The organism is Pseudomonas viciae, assembly GCF_004786035.1.
Lineage (GTDB): Bacteria > Pseudomonadota > Gammaproteobacteria > Pseudomonadales > Pseudomonadaceae > Aquipseudomonas > Aquipseudomonas viciae.
Genome location: NZ_CP035088.1, coordinates 5,482,391 through 5,499,213, shown reverse-complemented (window position 1 = coordinate 5,499,213; position 16,823 = coordinate 5,482,391). Strand labels below are relative to the sequence as shown.

Here is a 16,823-nt window from a genome sequence, read left to right as displayed (position 1 = left end):
ACTTAAAGACCGACGGCCATGGCTTTGTCGATCAGCCAGCTCAGGTTCGGGCCACGGTCGCTGTTGACTTCTACTGGACGGCCAGCCAGCGAGCTGTCCAGAGGCTCGTCAGGCTTGATCAGCACACGGATATCGGAGGACAGGTCGGCGCTTTTCAGGCTGGTGCTGCTAACGATCTTGCCGGTGCGAATGGTGTCTTCGCCGGCAACCTGGAAGCTGACCTGGGTACCTGGACGCACGTCGCCGAACTGGCGATAGGAGAAACGCGCCTCGACGTTGGCTTCGGTGCCTCGTGGGACCAGTTGGAAGATTGTGTCGCCCTTGCTGGCGTACTGACCATCAGACACCAATTGCTGGGCCACGATGCAGTCGCACGGGGAGGTCAGGGTGCCGGTCATTTGCTTGCCGAACAGTTCCTCGACCTTGGCCGGTTGCAGCTGGTTGTCGTCCAGATGGCCCTTGAGCACGTCGAGCATGCTGGTGCTGAAGGTTGCCAGCGGGGCGCCCTTGGCGGCCACGCCGTCAGCCTTGACCAGGCTTTGCACGGTGCCGTCGCGCGGCATGGTGATGGCCGTGCCCGTTACGTTCACCAGGCCCGCCTGGGCGTGGCTGACGAAGTACATGCCGTACACCGATTTGAAGATGAAACCGAACGCCGCCAGGCCGACGAGGAAGATCGCCAGGCTGAAGGTCACGGCCCGCAGGCGGGCGATGGCGCTCATGCCGCCGTTCTCGTCTTTTTGCTTGCGCGCCTTGGTGAAGTTGTCGCGCTGCAAGGTCGCCAGCACATCGCCGACGCCGACGATGTCACCGGCCAGGTGCGAAGTGATGATGTGACGCAGTGTCGAGATGTCCCGAGGCTCCAGGTTCTGGAACTGGCAACCGGTGCGACCGGTCTGGCGATCGTAGGAGCGGATCTGCAGATCCACGTCCATGGCCAGGCCAAGGTTGTCGATCACGAACTGCAGGCGGCCCTTGTAGGACTCGCCGACCTTGAGCGGCATCTGTCCGGCGTTGAAGCACAGGCCACCGGCGGAGAGGTCCAGGACCTTGACTTCCATCGGCGTTCGGTCTGGGCCGAAGAAGCGCAATTTGGCCGGGATTTTCACTCGGGCGTGTTGGCGCTGGGCTTCGGATTCATGCACTACGTTGACATTCACGGCGGTGTTCATAGGGGCGATTTCCTAGTTAATTCATTCAAGTCCGGTCAGACCATCGTCAGCAGCACGGCGACAAAAATGCTGCCGGCGGAGAAGGTCATGGTCCGAGACGACCAAGTGTTGAACCAACGTTGAAAGCTGGCGAGATCACGGGTCAGATGGGTGGGCTGGCGAGTCCAGGACTGTTGGTCGAGGCGGAAGAACACGTAAATCTTCACCAGTGCACCGACGATCTGGTTGTAATAGAGAATCGCCGGGTAGGCAGGGCCGATCCGGTGTCCGGAGCACGACAGCAACAAGGTCAGGATCAACCGAGTGATGCCGATCCACAGCAGGTACACCAGGATGAATGCGGTGCCGTACTTGAAGCTGGCGATCAGTGCCACGGTCAGACCCAGCAGCGAGGTCCACATCGACACGCGCTGGTCGAACAGCACCACCGAGGTAAACAGGCCCAGACGCTTCATGCCCAGGCCTAGTGCCCGGGAGTTCTGCCGCAGGTTGTTGCCGTACCAGCGGAACATCAGTTTTCGACTGGCCTTGATGAAGCTCTTTTCCGGCGGGTGCTCGACGGTGTTGATCGCGGCGTCGGGCACGTAGAAGGTGTCGTAGCCCAGGCGCATCAGGCTGAACCAGCTCGACTTGTCATCACCGGTGAGAAACTTGAAGCGGCCCAGGCGCCAGTGTTGCAGCGAGTCGCTTTCCACGTCGGCGATGAAGTCCGGGTTGGTCACCACGGTGGCACGGAACACCGACATGCGTCCGGTCATGGTCAACACGCGCTTGGACAAGGCCATGGAGCACATGTTGATATGGCGCTGGGCGAAACGCAGCTTGTGCCATTCGCTCATGATGTAGCCGCCGCGCACTTCGCAGAACTCGTTGGTGGTCAGGCCGCCGACGTTGCCGAACAACTGGAACCACGGCACGGTCTTGCGTACCACGCCTTCGGCGAGCACGGTGTCGCCGTCGATCACGGCTACCACCGCACGATCGTCCGGCAAGTGGCGGGAAATGGCGCGGAAGCCGAAGGCCAGGCCGTCACGCTTGCCAGTACCCGGGATGCGCACGAAGTCCAGCTTGACCCGCTCTGGTGGGTTCATGCGGGCCCAGAGGCTCTTGACCAGCAGCTCGTCGGACATTTCCACGATGGAGCAGACCACAGTGGTGGGCAGCCCGCAGTCGATGGCTTCGCGAATCACCGAGCTGTAGACCTGGGCGGTGGTCAGCGCGTCGATTCGAAAGCTGGTGACCATCAGGTACACGTGGGACGGATCCGCCGCCTTGCCCAGCTTGCGTACCTTGCGGCGCAGGTGAGGGTAGACGATGTACAGGAAGATCATGCCGCGCACGAAATGCGTCGCTCCCATGGAGTAACGCCAGATGCCCACGGCGCCGATCAGGAAGATGAAATCCTTGGATTCGGAGTCGAACGTGGACGCAGGCAACGCCATGGCGATGCCCATCAATAAAATCAAGTAAAACAGCCAACCGGCGGCCTGAAGCAGGCCGTGCTTTAGCCTGTGCATAATCTGCATCCGTCTCTATTCTCGGGCGGGCCTTGTGGGCGGCCCGATGGGTTAAGGCAGGCGAAAGGCCGGCCGGGCGCGAACCCGACCGGCAAACAGACTTACCAGCAGATGCCTTCGGTCCGGCCACTCGCGGAGGTGGCCTTGGACATGAAGCCAACCAGGTCGATGACCTGCTTGCCTTCCGGTACGTTCTCGGTCAGTGCGCGGAACTTCTCATCGCGGTTGCCCAGGATGATGATGTCGGAGCTATCGATCACTGCGTCGAAATCGGAGTTGAGCAAGGACGAGACGTGAGGGATCTTCGACTCGATGTAGTCCTTGTTCGCGCCGTGGACGCGGGCGTATTCGACGTTGCTGTCGTAGATTTTCAGCTCGAAACCCTTGCCGATCAGCATTTCCGCCAGTTCTACCAGCGGGCTCTCGCGCAGGTCGTCGGTGCCGGCCTTGAAGCTCAGGCCCAGCAGGGCGACCTTGCGCTTGTCATGGCTGGAAACGATGTCGAAGGCGTTCTGCACCTGGGATTCGTTACTGCGCATCAGCGAGTTGAGCAGTGGCGCTTCCACGTCCAGGGAACTGGCGCGGTAGGTCAGGGCGCGGACGTCCTTGGGCAGGCACGAGCCGCCGAAGGCGAAGCCAGGGCGCATGTAGTACTGGGACAGGTTCAGGGCCTTGTCCTGGCAGACCACGTCCATCACGACACGACCATCGACGCCGACGGCCTTGGCGATGTTGCCGATCTCGTTGGCGAAGGTCACCTTGGTGGCGTGCCATACGTTGCAGGTGTACTTGATCATTTCAGCGACGGCGATGTCCTTGCGGATGATCGGCGCATCGAGCTCTTCGTACAGCGATTGCAGAACGTCGCCAGAGGCTTTGTCGAACTCGCCGATCACGGTCATTGGCGGTTGATCGTAGTCTTTGATCGCGGTGCTTTCGCGCAGGAACTCAGGGTTGACCGCGACACCGAAATCAACGCCGGCCTTCTTGCCGGAGCAGTCTTCGAGGATCGGGATGACCACGTTTGCCACGGTACCTGGCAGTACGGTGCTGCGAACCACGATGGTGTGGCGGGTCGTCTTGTCACGCAGGACAAAACCGATCTCGCGGCACACGGCTTCGATATAGTTCAGTTCCAGATCGCCGTTCTTCTTACTCGGAGTACCGACGCAAATCATCGACAGGTCAGTATCGCGAATGGCTTCGGCGAAGTTGGTGGTGCCGCGCAGGCGGCCTGTTTCGATACCTTGAGCCAGCAACTCGCCAAGACCCGGTTCAACGATCGGCGATTTACCGGCGTTGATCATGTCGATTTTGTCTTTGGCGACATCTACGCCAACTACATCATGGCCCCGTGCAGACAGGCAACCGGCACATACTGCACCGACGTAACCCAAACCAAATATGCTAATGCGCATCGCATTTACCTCTGTTTTCATGCCAATAAATGGCCGGAGTTAATAGTGTTCAGCGGTCATCGAGCACTCGGAAGTGTGGAATGCAGGCGCCACAGTGCCGTGTGCAGGCATACTAAGTTCCGAGTGTCTAAATAAGTGCACTCAAGTTGTGCGCAAAGCGGCCTAGTTGTTATGACCTGCCCTGTTATGCAGCCAGTCCTCATTATCGAGAACACTCGTGCAAAAAATCCTTTACCCCTGATCCCTGGCAAAAAGCCCACAAAATCAGAAGCTTGTGTGCTCGGGTGAGCACGTTATAGGGGCGCAGCCTTGGCCTTGTAGGGGATAGTAATGGTGCGTTATCTCCTGTCCTTCATAAGATGGATCCAAATAGGCGACCGTTTCACTAAATTGCCATGACAACTTGGTTACTTGGATCGACGGCCTATGTAAGTCATCTCTTACACGCTCCGTGAGAATCGTTACGGGTGGTATGAGCCGTGCAATTTCACATAGTTCCGATCCGCTCATCGCGATTTTCGAAATTTTTCGAAATATTATGAAAGATGGCACTGCTCTCAATATGATGGCACTTGCCATTTTGGCCTTTATAAATGGGGAGTTAGGTCGGCTGGATGTTTTTTTGCCACTACTGGCGAAAAAAATTGGTGCCACTACGCAAAAAACTGACGAGTGTCGAGTGAAAAAAAAGTTAGCGAGGGGGAGGGGTGATTTATTGGCGCCATGGAACTGGCGAAGTGGTGGGGTAAGTTGGATGACAGGTTCGAGTTCAATCGAAGCCCCCGATCAGGGGGCGATATAAAGGGGTGCATTATTCAGGGGCGTGGTCGCGCAGGAAAACCAGTTTTTCCGGGGTCGACTGTTGGGCGTTGAAGCGGTAGCCCTGCACGTCGAACTGTTTGAGTGCCGCAGGATCGTCGATACGTTCCTGGATCACGAAGCGACTCATCAAGCCCCGGGCCTTCTTGGCGTAAAAGCTGATGATCTTGTACTGGCCGTTCTTCAGGTCCTTGAATTCGGTATCAATGACGCGCGCTTTCAGTGCGCTGCGCTTGACCGCCGAGAAGTACTCATTGGAAGCCAGGTTCAACAACACGTCATCGCCCTGGTCAGCCAGGGCTTCATTCAGCCATTCGCTGATCCGCGTTCCCCAGAAGGCATACAGGTCCTTGCCCCGGGCATTGGCCAACTTCGTGCCCATTTCCAGGCGATAGGGTTGCATCAGGTCCAGCGGGCGCAGCAAGCCATAAAGGCCGGAGAGCATGCGCAGGTGCTGTTGGGCGTAATCGAAATCAGCTTCGTCAAAGCTTTGTGCATCAAGGCCGGTGTACACATCACCCTTGAAGGCCAGCAGGGCCTGTTTGGCGTTGGCTGGGGTGAACGCTGGCGTCCAGCTGCCGAACCGCGCGGCATTGAGGCCGCCGATCTTGTCAGAGACGTGCATCAGTTCGCTGATTTGTGCCGGCGAGAGCTCACGTAGTTGTTCGACCAGCGCCTGGGAGTGGTCCAGGTATTGCGGCTGGGTAAAACGCTCGGTGGCCGGCGGTGTTTCGTAATCGAGGGTCTTGGCGGGGGAAATCACCATCAGCATGCAATCGTCTCCTTCAAAGGTGCCGCGATTCTAGGGGGTTGTTTGGGTGGACTCCAGCTATTGGGGCGATAGGTGATCGGTGGTGGCGGGCGTTGCACGAGCTATACCCGTACGGCGAGTGCTTTATAGGGCTATAGGGCGGGCGCTTTTGTGACGAGGGAGCGAGCTCCCTCGCCACAGAAACCCTTTAGCCACAGTCGCGCATTTGCCACGAGGCATTCGCAGGCGGGTCTTGTGCCTGGATCAGCTATGATGCCGCGCGGGTTTCGTTATGGAGACATTCCTTTTGCGTATCGTCCTTTTGTTATCGGCCTGGCTGTTGAGCCTCGGCGCCGTTGCCGCGCCCAACGACGTCGCCAGCCTGGACCGCAGTACCTGGCCGGAGCAACTCAGCAACCCGACCCTGTTCGACGTGGCTTCGCGGGCCGAGATCCTGATGTTTGCGCGAGTCTTGCTGGACACCGATGCCATGGACGAAATCGCCCTCAAGCGGTACCTGGGGCTGCGCACGGTCAATATGGCGGCGATCGATACCCTTCGCGCGCGGCTGTGGCAGCGCTTGCTGAGCAACTACAACTTCGCCCAGCGCAGCTGTGATCAGGATGCTTCTTTCTGTTACCTGGTGGAGAACATGGCCACCCTGCGCGAAGAGGCAGGCAGATTCCAGCTTGACGACAACTCCTATTACATCAAGTGGGCCGAGCCGAGCCGGATCTTCCACACCCAATACCGCGATGAATTGCTGCGCAAGGCCGCGCTGTTTCCGCAGACCAGTAGTGAAATCGAACGTTTCGGCGACTACGAGCGCAACGGCGACGACATGAACGACCGCATGTTCCTGCTGACCTTCGACAGCGGGGCCAACGTCGTGCCGGACCATACGCCGTGGCTGACCGAGTATCTGCGCAAGTCGAACATGAGTGGCACCTTTTTTGTGCTGGGCAAGGACATCCAGACACGCCTGGCGGATCGCTCCGTCAACAGCCTCCAAACGCTGTATTCAGGCCAGTGCGTGGGGGTGCAGGGTTGGGAGTTTCGCTCCCACAGTCATTGGCAAGACTGGCAGGATTCGGTAAGGCGCAGCGTCGAGCTGGTCAAGGGGAAGTTGCCGGAGAATTATGTGCCGCTGTTCCGCCCACCCCAGGGCCAGCGCCGTGGCGATGCCCAATCGTTTTTCAGGAACCAGGGCCTGCAAGTGGCACTGTGGGATATCGATCCCCAGGATAGTAATAGTCGGCTCAAACCCGAGCAAAGCGCCCAGCGCGCGCTGACACTGATGCTGTTGTGGCGCCACGGGGTGATCAACTTCAACGCCAAGCAGGATGCGGTGAAAACAGCGATGCCCTGGCTCATCACGCAAACGGCGCAAAGCGGGATCGGTTGGGAGGATTGTCAGGACGCGTTTCGCTGATGTCGCGAAAGGCCCGTAAACACTGGGGAGGAAGGAAAAATCGGCATACATTCATGATGACCGGACTTCCGACTTTAACGGTGCGACGGCGGTACGCCAAGGGTTATTCGTCACTCTGAAAAATAAACTTCAAAAAAACGTCAAAGTACTTTTTCCTGTCATGGTTTTTGGAGTATCAAGAAGACAGACCGCCGAAACCTGCAACACAGGTGGCGTCTTCCAAGACCCAGATTGTGTGCAGTTCACCTGAATCCTCGCGGGTGAATTCGGTGGCTACTTCGAGGCGCAGCACTGTCACGGTATTGCGTCGAATGGCCCCCACATAGGTGACCGAGTATGGATGACCACGGACGTAGCCCTTCCTCCAACCAGCCAATCCTCTATGTACTCGATACCAACGTATTGATCCACGATCCAAACGCACTGCTGAACTTCGAAGAACACCACGTTGCCATCCCGATGACCGTGCTTGAGGAGCTGGACAAGCTCAAGAGCGGGCACCATAGCGTCGCCGCCGAATGCCGGCAGGCGATCCGCCTGATCGACAAAACCCTGGGCGATGCCTCTCCCGAGGACGTTGAACTCGGGGTGTCGATCCAGCGTGGCAAAAGTGGACCCAAGGGCCTGCTCTCGATCCTGATGAGCAAACGCACCGAACCCAACCTGGTGCTGCCGGAACACCTGAACGACAACATCATCATCAACCAGTTGATCGACCTGCACGCGCGCAACAAGGATCAGGCCGTGGTGCTGGTGACCAAAGACATCAACATGCGCCTCAAGGCCCGCGCTTGCGGGATCGCGGCGGAGGACTACAGCACCGACCAACTGGTCGACGATGTCTCGCTGTTGCCCAACGGCTACCACAACATGACCGGCTCCTTCTGGGACCGTGTGAGCAAGGTTGAAACCCGCCAGGACCATGGCCGCACCTGGCACCAGGTGCAACTGATCGACAACCTGCCAGCGGTGCACATCAACGAGTTCATCATCGACGAACAAGGATTCGTCGGCTGGATCAAGGAAATCCACGTCGACAAGCTGCTGATCCTCGACCTGCACCAGGAGCCCTTGCTGCATCAGGAAGCCTGGGGCCTCAAGCCGCGTGACATCTACCAGAGCCTGGCCCTGTTCGCCTTGCTCGACCCGGATATCCACCTGGTCAACCTGTCCGGCGCCGCCGGTTCCGGCAAGACCATCCTGGCCCTGGCCGCCGCCATCGAGCAGACCATGGTCAGCAAGCGCTACCGGCGCATTATCGCGACCCGCAGCGTGCAGGGCCTGGACCAGGAAATCGGCTTCCTGCCCGGCACCGAAGCGGAAAAAATGGAACCTTGGCTGGGCGCCATCACCGACAACCTCGAAGCCTTGCACATGGATGACGAAAGCACCCATGGCAGCGTCGACTACATCCTCAGCAAAGTGCCGTTGCAGTTCAAATCCCTCAACTACATTCGAGGCCGCAGCTTCCAGCAGAGCCTGATCCTGATCGACGAATGCCAGAACCTCACCCCGCACCAGATGAAAACCATCATCACCCGTGCCGGCGCCGGTTCTAAAGTGGTGTGCCTGGGTAACCTGGCGCAGATCGACACCCCTTACCTGTCCGCGACCAGCTCCGGGCTGACTTACCTGACCGAACGCTTCAAGGATTTCCCCAACGGGGTCCACATCACCCTGCAGGGCGTACCGCGCTCGATTCTGGCCGAATACGCCGAATCGCATCTGTAACCCCACCCAGACCGGGCGACCAAAGGGTCGCCCGGTTTTTTATGGATGTACGAAAAAAACCTGTGGGAGCGGGCTTGCTCGCGAAGGCGGCGTGTCAGACAGCATATTTGTAGCTGATACGCCGCCTTCGCGAACAAGCCCGCTCCCACAAGAGGATTTGTTGTTTGGGAAGTTACCGGCCCCCACACAGGTGCGACAATCAGCCCTGCCGGAATCTGACCCACAGGTTTACAATCGACACTCCCGATCAGGAGTAACCCTGTGCTGACTCATCTCGATTCCCAAGGTCGCGCCAACATGGTCGACGTGACCGACAAGGCCGTGACGTTCCGTGAAGCCACGGCCGAAGCCTTTGTGCGCATGTTGCCCGACACGCTGCAGATGATCGTCAGCGGCGGCCATCCCAAGGGCGATGTGTTCGCTGTTGCGCGCATTGCCGGCATTCAAGCCGCGAAAAAAACCAGTGATCTGATCCCGCTCTGTCATCCGTTGATGCTCACCAGCGTCAAGGTCGAGCTCAATGCCGAAGGCGAGGACCGGGTGCGCATCGTTGCCCGTTGCAAGCTGTCGGGGCAGACCGGCGTGGAGATGGAAGCACTGACCGCCGCCAGCGTTGCCGCGCTGACCATCTATGACATGTGCAAGGCCGTGGATCGGGGCATGACCATCGAAGGCGTGCGGGTGTTGGAAAAGCTCGGCGGCAAGAGCGGCCATTTCCAGGCGGATGCACAATGAAAATCACGGTGAAGTTCTTTGCCCGTTACCGGGAAGCGCTTGGGGTGGATTCGGTAAAGGTGGAAGGTGATTTCGCCACGGTTGACGACGTGCGCGCGCTGCTCGCTCAACGTGACGGTGCCGAGGTGCTGAGCGAGCAAAACCTGATGTGCGCTCGCAACGAAGACCTGTGCCAGCTCGACGAGCCGCTGGTGGATGGCGACGAAGTGGCGTTCTTTCCCACCGTGACCGGAGGCTGAACCATGGCTATTCGTGTGCAGGCCGAGCCATTCGACCCGGGTGCCGAAGTCAACGCGATGCACGCGGCCAATGTCGGTGTGGGGGCGGTGGTGAGTTTTGTCGGCTACGTGCGTGACTTCAATGACGGTCTCGAGGTATCCGGGATGTTTCTGGAGCACTACCCGGGCATGACCGAAAAGGCCCTGGGCAAGATCGCCACCGAGGCCGAGCAGCGCTGGCCGCTGCTCAAGCTGGAGGTGCTGCACCGCATCGGTGCCCTGGAACCGGGCGAACCGATCGTCTTTGTCGCGGCCGCCAGTGCCCATCGCCAGGCGGCATTCGACGCCTGCGCCTTTGTCATGGACTACCTCAAGACCCGCGCGCCGTTCTGGAAGAAGGAAAACACCGCCGACGGCCCGCGCTGGGTGGAAGGGCGCGACAGTGATCATGCGGCGGCGGGTCGCTGGAAGCAGTAGGCAGCCTGTCAGTCATTTGGAGGCTGTGAGTCCGCCTTCGCGAGCAAGCCCGCTCCCACAGGGAATCTGTGTCGTACACATATTTGTGCTCAACGCAGGGCCTCTGTGGGAGCGGGCTTGCTCGCGAAGGGGCCATCAGCCTTCCATCATTTTCCCGCTTTCCCCAATTGACGATGTGTACATTAAAGTCCAGTATGGATTTATAAGTACAAAATAGTCACGCCCACCTTTCTCTGCCAAACCAACAACAACCCGCGAGAGATCGATCATGAACAAACGCCACCTCATCACCGGCCTGGCCTTGAGCCTGCTGGCCTCCAGCAGCCTGTTCGCCGCCGAGAAAACCTTGCGCATCGGCATCGAGGCGGCTTACCCGCCGTTTGCTTCCAAGACCTCGGAAGGGAAAATCGAAGGTTTTGACTACGACATCGGCAATGCCTTGTGCGCGCAGATGAAGGTCAAGTGTGAGTGGATCGAAGGTGAATTCGACGGGCTGATTCCATCGCTGAAGGTGAAGAAAATTGACCTGGCGCTGTCGTCCATGACCATTACCGAAGAGCGCAAGAAGTCGGTGGATTTCACCCACAAGTATTACTTCACCTCATCACGGTTGGTCATGAAGGAAGGCGCGGTGGTCGATGACCAGTACGCCAGCCTCAAGGGCAAGACCGTGGGCGTGCAGCGCGCTACCACCACCGACCGCTTCGCCACTGAAGTCTTCGAACCCAAGGGCGTGACGGTCAAGCGCTACAGCAACAACGAAGAAATCTACATGGACCTGGCGTCCGGTCGCCTGGACGCGATTTTCGCCGATACCATCCCGCTGGAGGACTTCCTGTCGATGCCTCGGGGCAAGGGCTACGCGTTTGTCGGGCCGGAACTCAAGGATCCGAAATACGTTGGTGAAGGCGCGGGTATCGCGGTGCGTAAAGGCAATACCGAGTTGGTGGCGGACTTGAACAAGGCCATCGATGGGATTCGGGCCAGTGGGGAGTATCAGAAGATCCAGGCCAAGTATTTCAAGTCGGATATCTACGGCGACTGATCAATCGCCATTGCGAGCAAGCTCGCTCCCACAACGGATTTGCGGCGGACACAGTTTTTGTGTTCAACGAGATCCACTGTGGGAGCGAGCGTGCTCGCGATGAGGCCAGGCCAGGCCAGGCCAGGCCAGGCCAGGCCAGGCCAGGCAACAAAAACCCTCAGCCCTTCAACTCCTTCAAATGCTTGTACACCGTCGCCCGCCCCATGTTCAGCACATTGGCCACGTAGTTGGACGCGCTCTTGCCCTTGAACGCGCCCTCGGCGTGCAGCGCCAGCACCAGTTCGCGTTTGTGGTCGCGGGTCAGCAGGTTCAGGCTCAGCTGGCGTTCGCGCATCCAGGCATGGAGAAAGGTGTTGATCCGCTCCTGCCAGTCATCGCGAAACAGTGAGTCCGGCTGCGGGATCAACTTGCTCGGCGAGAGGAACAGGTCCAGCGCGGCCTTGGCATTCTCGAACAGCGAAATATTCAGATTGATGCACAGTACTGCCAGCGGATGACCGTCGGCGTCGCGCAGGACGCTGCTGAGGCTGCGAATCTTCTGCCCATCCCAATTCAGCTTTTCGTACGGCCCGATGTTACGTTCGCTGACGTCTTCGCTGAGCATGTCTTCCAGGGATGAGTCATCGCCAATCTCACGCTTGGACAGGTTGTTGGCGATGTAGTCGACTTTCTGCGAGCGAAGGTCGTGCAGCACCACCTCGGCGTGGGGGTAGAACAGGGTGGCGATGGCGTCGGCGATGGTGTGGAAATTATCCAGTGCCGGATCAGTGTGAGGGGCGTTCATGACAGGGCTCCAGGCAGCGTCAGCGCCCCGTGAAGCAGGGGCGCGGGGAGTGTGCCGCAATCGAGGCGATGCGTCACCTGGGTGGATTCAACCCAGGCGTGTCGGCGAGAGCATGGCGCTGCTCAGGCCGAAACGGGCCAGGGCCTCGGGCAGCGGTTCGCCACGTACCAGCGCCGCGCTGGCCTGGCCCATGGCCGGGGAGGTCTGGATGCCATAGCCGCCCTGGGCCGCGACCCAGAACAGCCCGGGGACCTGTGGATCGAAACCGGACAGCAGGTCCCCGTCGGGGACGAAGCTGCGCAACCCGGCCCAAGTGCGGGTCGGGCGGCGGATGGTCAGGGTGGTGGCCTCTTCGATCTGGTAGATGCCCATGGCGATGTCCAGCTCTTCGGGCTGCACATCATGAGGCTCCACCGGGTCGGCGTTGGCCGGTGAGCCGAGGAACATGCCGGCGTCTGGCTTCATGTAGAACGATTCGTCGAGGCTTACCAGCATCGGCCAATTGTGGATATCTACACCCTCGGGGCCGGCGAAGATGAAGGCCGCGCGCCGCTTGGGTTGCAGGCCCAGCCTTTGCGCACCGGCCATCTGCGCAACCTGGTCGGCCCAGGCTCCGGCGGCGTTGATCAGCACCGGCGCACTGAAGGTCTGGTCGGCGGTTTTTACCTGCCACAGCCCTTGGTCGTCACGGTTCAGGCCGAGGACTTCGCTGTCGGTGTGCACTTGGCCGCCGCTGCGACGGATACCGCGCAGGTAGCCTTGGTGCAGCGCGTCGGTGTCGATGTCGCAGGCTGTGGGGTCGTAGATTGCACCGTGGACCTTGTCCCGTCGCAGGATCGGCAATCGCACGCAGGCTTCTTCGGCACTGAGCAGTTGCATCTGCGGCACCGTGGCCTTGGCGCTGAGGTACTGGTTGTTCAATTCGGCCGGGTCGCCGGTGAAGTCCACGGTCATTTCGCCCCGTGGGGTGAGCAGCGGGTGTTCGCAAAAACCGGCTGGTGGGGCATCGAAAAAATCCCGACTGGCCTGGGTCAACGCCCGCACCTGAGGCGTGCCATAGGCCGCGGTGTATAGCGCCGCCGAGCGTCCGGTGGAATGGTAGGCCGGATGGGATTCGCGCTCGAGCACAATGACCCGGCCATGGGGGGCCAGCCAATAGCCGGTGGAAGCACCGGCAATGCCGCCGCCGATGATGATGAAATCTGCTGAGGTCATGACGCTCTCCTGTGGAGCAGGGTGCCGGGCGTTCGTAGGAACTTGTGGGAGCGAGCAAGCCCGCTCCCACAGGGAATCGAGTCGTGTCAGTTGTGGTGGTGCAACCGGTAAAGCGCATTCGCCAACGCAACGTCTTCCAACCCCAGGCCGATGGAGCGGAAGAACACGTGGCGTTGGTAGTCGGGGCGTGCCACGTAGTCGCTGAGCAGTTCGGGCAAATCGCCGACGATGTTCGAGGCGTCCCAGCCGTGCTGTTCGCCGGCAATCAGCATTTCACCGGCCGAGCCCGGGGTGGTCTGACGATAGTCGCAGAACACGTCCATGTCGTTGAGGCTTTGCGGCGGTACTTCGTGGGCGCGCGGAGCGTTGGTGCTGATGGAGGTGATCAGGGCTGGTTTGCTCAAACTCTGCGGGTCGAGCACCGATTTGGCGGACGAGGTGCAGAGCATCACCACATCGGCGTCATGCAGCGCCGTTTCAAGGCTGTCGGCGATGTGCAGGCGCGGGTCCAGGCCGGTGATCAAGGCGTGCTCTTGTGCCGTTTTGCCCTTCAGGCTCGGCGAATAGAGGCTGATGTCTTGCCAGTCCCGCAGGCCCTTGACGTACTGCACGTGGGCGCGCGCCACCGCGCCGCTGCCGATGACCGCCAGGCGCCTGGCCTCGCGTGGGGCGAGGGCATCGACGGCGACGGCGGTGGTGGCGGCGGTGCGGGCGGTGGTCAGTTCGGTGGCATCGCACAGCAGCAGCGGCTGGCCGGTCTGCATCGACATCAGCAAGGTCCAGGCGGTGACCAGCGGGCCTTGCTCGCGCACGATGTAGGGTGAGGTCTTGATCCCGTAGACCTGATCCTCAGCCAGCACGCCCAGGTAGTTGATGAAGTCCCCGGCGCCTTGGGGAAAAACCACCAGTTGCTGGGCCGGTTGGACGGCCTGCCCGGCGGCGAGGTCGCGGAACAGCTTGCGTAGGATCTGCGGTACGTCGACTTGTCCGAGCAGTTCTCGGGCCTGGGCTTGGGTCATCACGTAGGGCGTGCTGGACATCGGGACTCCGGGGTGCTTGTGTAAACTAATTTGTCCATTATGGACTTTTAGTTCTGTTGGGCAATATCCCGGGCGAAAAAAAAGCGCAGCGTTTGCGGCTGCGCTTTCTGGTTCCAGGCGACGGTTAAGGGCGCTTGCGCTCAACCGGCCGAAGCAGATGAGTCGGTGGGGTTTCGCAATTGATCTTCTTCCCTAGCAGCGCTTCGATCGATGGCAACTGATAGGAGTCATCCTCACCGGCGAAGCTGATCGATACGCCAGCAGCGCCTGCACGCCCGGTACGGCCAATCCGGTGCACATAGTCATCCGGCACTTCCGGCAACGTGAAGTTGATCACGTGGCTGATGCCGTCGATGTGGATACCGCGTCCGGCCACATCAGTGGCCACCAGCACGCGGATCTTGCCTTCGCGAAAGCCTTCCAGCGTCTTGATGCGCTTATGCTGTGGTACGTCGCCCGACAGTTGCGCAGCGTTGACGCCATCGCGCACCAGGCGTTCTTCGATGCGCCGTACTTCGTCCTTGCGGTTGGCGAAGACCATCACCCGCTCCCAACCGTTGTCGTTGACCAGGTTGTAGAGCAGCTTGTACTTGTCGGCACCGGCCACTGCATAGATGTGCTGTTCGACGTTTTCGCTGGCGACGTTCAGCGCCTCGATCTCGACGATGGACGGGTCGGTGGTCCATTGCTTGGCCAGGTTCATCACATCTTCGGTGAAGGTGGCGGAGAACAGCAGGGTCTGGCGTTCGCTTTTCGGTGGGGTCTGGCGAATGATCTGGCGCACCTGCGGGATGAAACCCATGTCGAGCATGCGGTCGGCTTCGTCCAGCACCATCACCTCGACCATGTCCAGGTGCACGTCGCCACGCTGGTTGAAGTCCAGCAGGCGGCCCGGTGTGGCGACCAGGATGTCGCAGTGGCGCGCTTCGAGGTGCTTGAGCTGTTTATCGAAGTCCATGCCGCCCACGAACGTCATCACGTTCAGGCCGGTGTACTTGGTCAGGTCGGCGGCGTCCTTGGCGATCTGTACCACCAGTTCGCGGGTCGGGGCGATGATCAGTGCCCGCGGCTCGCCCATGTAGCGCTCTTTAGGCGGCGGGGTCTGCAGCAACTGGGTGATGATGGAAATCAGGAACGCGGCGGTCTTGCCAGTACCGGTCTGGGCGCGGCCGATGGCGTCTTTGCCGGCGAGGGTGAAGCCCAGCACCTGGGCCTGGATCGGCGTGCAGTACGGGAAGCCCAGGTCCTGGATGGCGTGCATCAGCTCAGGGGCGAGTTTGAAGTCGTGGAAGCGGGTCTTGCCTTCCTGGGGTTCTACGACGAAGTCCTCGAGCTTCCAGGCGACGACCGGCGGTTTCGGTGCGCGTTCGCGGCGCGGCTTGGGGGCTTCGTTGCGTGGCTTTTCTGGTTCAGGGGCCGTGGCAGGCTGGGCGGCGGGTGGGGTCACCGGCTCTTTTTTTGCCTGTGCAGCAGGGGCAGCACGGCGCGGTTGTTGCGCATCGGTACGGCTCTGGCCGTTGACAGGGGCGCTTGCGCCAGGCGCGAGTTGCTCGGCCTCGCTTTTACCGAACATCTTCTTGAGTGCTTTGAGCACGGTCATCTCATCGATTGGTTAAGGAATGTACGCCGGCCAGTGTAATGCAAGAAACGGGCGCGGCGTAGTGTGATCATCAAAGGTGGCGATGAGCCTTTTTAGTGCAGCTGCTCGGTCAGCCAGGAACCGATGTCGCGAATCTCCTCGGGTAACACTTCGTGGCCCATTGGGTATTCTTGCCATGTCACGGTGACACCATGCTGCTTTAAATACTCTTTTGCGGTACGGCCCATCGGGTTGAGCACGACCTCGTCGTATTGCCCGTGCAGCGCCAGTACCGGAATGCGTTGCTGGCTGGCCGACAATTGCAGTTCATCGCTGAAAGTCGGTGCATAAGTAGACAGCGCGATCACGCCGCCCAACGGACCCTGCCATTTCACGAATGCCGTGTGATAGACCACCGCGCCGCCCTGGGAGAAACCTGCCAGGAAAATCCGCGAGGCGTCTATTCCGCTGGATCGCTGGATGTCGATCAAATCACTGACCCGCTGCGCCGAGGCTTCCAGTTGCTGTTCGTCAATGGCCCGCGCCGGGCTCAAGGCGCGGATGTCGTACCAACTGGGCATCTCATAGCCGCCGTTGATCGTTACTGGCTGGGTCGGTGCCTGGGGCAGAACGAAACGCGTGGTGAGCAGTTTTTGCTGCAACATTTCGGCGACCGGCAGGAAATCATAACGATCGGCGCCCAGGCCGTGGAGCCAGATAACGCACGCGTCGGCAGTGCCGCTGGGCTCGAGAATCAAGGGGTCGGTCATGGTTGTGCTCCAAATCTGTGCGGGCGCGCCCAATCAGTGCGTGATTACAGTGCGTGCCCGGTGCCTCAGTTAATTAGATGTCGCAAAGTTGAAAGTTTTTGTCTTGACGTGTTTTACAAG

16 protein-coding genes are annotated in these 16,823 nt (G+C 59.9%); 7 read left to right on the top strand and 9 right to left on the bottom strand.

Going from position 1 to position 16,823, the window contains the following annotated elements:
• Window positions 1-2: 2 nt before the first annotated feature.
• The 3 genes from EPZ47_RS24345 to EPZ47_RS24335 form a co-directional block, all read right to left on the bottom strand.
• Window positions 3-1,172 carry an alginate biosynthesis protein Alg44 gene (locus tag EPZ47_RS24345; RefSeq protein ID WP_135847061.1) on the bottom strand — a complete coding sequence of 390 codons (1,170 nt, stop codon included), beginning with the start codon at window positions 1,170-1,172 and terminating at the stop codon, window positions 3-5.
• A gap of 35 nt (window positions 1,173-1,207) precedes the next feature.
• A complete protein-coding gene (alg8, locus tag EPZ47_RS24340) occupies window positions 1,208-2,689 on the bottom strand; it encodes a mannuronan synthase (protein ID WP_406550147.1) in 1,482 nt (493 codons plus the stop codon).
• Between the two features lie 101 nt (window positions 2,690-2,790).
• Entirely contained in the window at window positions 2,791-4,107 is a 1,317-nt protein-coding gene (locus EPZ47_RS24335; RefSeq protein ID WP_135847059.1) for a nucleotide sugar dehydrogenase, read from the bottom strand.
• 472 nt (window positions 4,108-4,579) lie between these two features.
• On the opposite strand from EPZ47_RS24335, the gene EPZ47_RS24330 reads away from it, so the two are divergent.
• Window positions 4,580-4,909 (top strand): hypothetical protein, encoded by a 330-nt coding sequence (locus EPZ47_RS24330; RefSeq protein WP_135847058.1) that lies wholly within the window; start codon window positions 4,580-4,582, stop codon window positions 4,907-4,909.
• A gap of 9 nt (window positions 4,910-4,918) precedes the next feature.
• On the opposite strand, the gene yaaA is transcribed toward EPZ47_RS24330, so the two are convergent.
• Window positions 4,919-5,698 (bottom strand): peroxide stress protein YaaA, encoded by a 780-nt coding sequence (gene yaaA, locus EPZ47_RS24325; protein ID WP_135847057.1) that lies wholly within the window; start codon window positions 5,696-5,698, stop codon window positions 4,919-4,921.
• Window positions 5,699-5,984: 286 nt separating this feature from the next.
• Between yaaA and EPZ47_RS24320 the strand changes: the two genes are divergently transcribed.
• The 6 genes from EPZ47_RS24320 to EPZ47_RS24295 all read left to right on the top strand — a co-directional run bounded on the left by EPZ47_RS24320 (window position 5,985) and on the right by EPZ47_RS24295 (window position 11,315).
• Window positions 5,985-7,109: a polysaccharide deacetylase family protein gene (locus EPZ47_RS24320; protein WP_135847056.1), complete on the top strand. Its 1,125-nt coding sequence runs from the start codon at window positions 5,985-5,987 to the stop codon at window positions 7,107-7,109.
• Between the two features lie 336 nt (window positions 7,110-7,445).
• On the top strand, window positions 7,446-8,840 hold the full coding sequence (locus EPZ47_RS24315) for a PhoH family protein (protein ID WP_025215363.1): 1,395 nt from the start codon (window positions 7,446-7,448) through the stop codon (window positions 8,838-8,840).
• Window positions 8,841-9,101: 261 nt separating this feature from the next.
• The gene (gene moaC / locus EPZ47_RS24310; RefSeq protein WP_135847055.1) at window positions 9,102-9,575 is read left to right on the top strand and encodes a cyclic pyranopterin monophosphate synthase MoaC; all 474 of its coding nucleotides are present in this window, start codon (window positions 9,102-9,104) and stop codon (window positions 9,573-9,575) included.
• Entirely contained in the window at window positions 9,572-9,814 is a 243-nt protein-coding gene (gene moaD / locus EPZ47_RS24305; protein ID WP_135847054.1) for a molybdopterin converting factor subunit 1, read from the top strand. Before moaC ends, moaD begins: the two co-directional genes overlap by 4 nt.
• Window positions 9,815-9,817: 3 nt before the next feature.
• Window positions 9,818-10,270 carry a molybdopterin synthase catalytic subunit MoaE gene (moaE, locus tag EPZ47_RS24300; RefSeq protein WP_135847053.1) on the top strand — a complete coding sequence of 151 codons (453 nt, stop codon included), beginning with the start codon at window positions 9,818-9,820 and terminating at the stop codon, window positions 10,268-10,270.
• A 268-nt stretch (window positions 10,271-10,538) separates the two neighbouring features.
• Window positions 10,539-11,315, top strand: a complete 777-nt coding sequence (locus tag EPZ47_RS24295) for an ABC transporter substrate-binding protein (protein ID WP_135847052.1) — start codon at window positions 10,539-10,541, stop codon at window positions 11,313-11,315.
• Window positions 11,316-11,472: 157 nt separating this feature from the next.
• Here EPZ47_RS24295 and EPZ47_RS24290 read toward each other — a convergent pair whose 3' ends face one another.
• From EPZ47_RS24290 to EPZ47_RS24270, 5 genes are all read right to left on the bottom strand, one after another.
• Window positions 11,473-12,099, bottom strand: a complete 627-nt coding sequence (locus tag EPZ47_RS24290) for a helix-turn-helix transcriptional regulator (RefSeq protein WP_135847051.1) — start codon at window positions 12,097-12,099, stop codon at window positions 11,473-11,475.
• Window positions 12,100-12,186: 87 nt separating this feature from the next.
• Complete coding sequence (locus EPZ47_RS24285; RefSeq protein WP_135847050.1) at window positions 12,187-13,314, bottom strand: NAD(P)/FAD-dependent oxidoreductase; 1,128 nt, start codon at window positions 13,312-13,314, stop codon at window positions 12,187-12,189.
• 86 nt (window positions 13,315-13,400) lie between these two features.
• Window positions 13,401-14,354, bottom strand: a complete 954-nt coding sequence (locus tag EPZ47_RS24280; RefSeq protein WP_135847049.1) for an ornithine cyclodeaminase family protein — start codon at window positions 14,352-14,354, stop codon at window positions 13,401-13,403.
• Between the two features lie 124 nt (window positions 14,355-14,478).
• Window positions 14,479-15,954, bottom strand: a complete 1,476-nt coding sequence (gene rhlB, locus EPZ47_RS24275) for an ATP-dependent RNA helicase RhlB (protein WP_135847048.1) — start codon at window positions 15,952-15,954, stop codon at window positions 14,479-14,481.
• A gap of 92 nt (window positions 15,955-16,046) precedes the next feature.
• Window positions 16,047-16,703, bottom strand: coding sequence for an alpha/beta hydrolase (locus tag EPZ47_RS24270; protein ID WP_135847047.1), 657 nt, complete (start codon window positions 16,701-16,703; stop codon window positions 16,047-16,049).
• Between the last annotated feature and the right edge of the window lie 120 nt (window positions 16,704-16,823).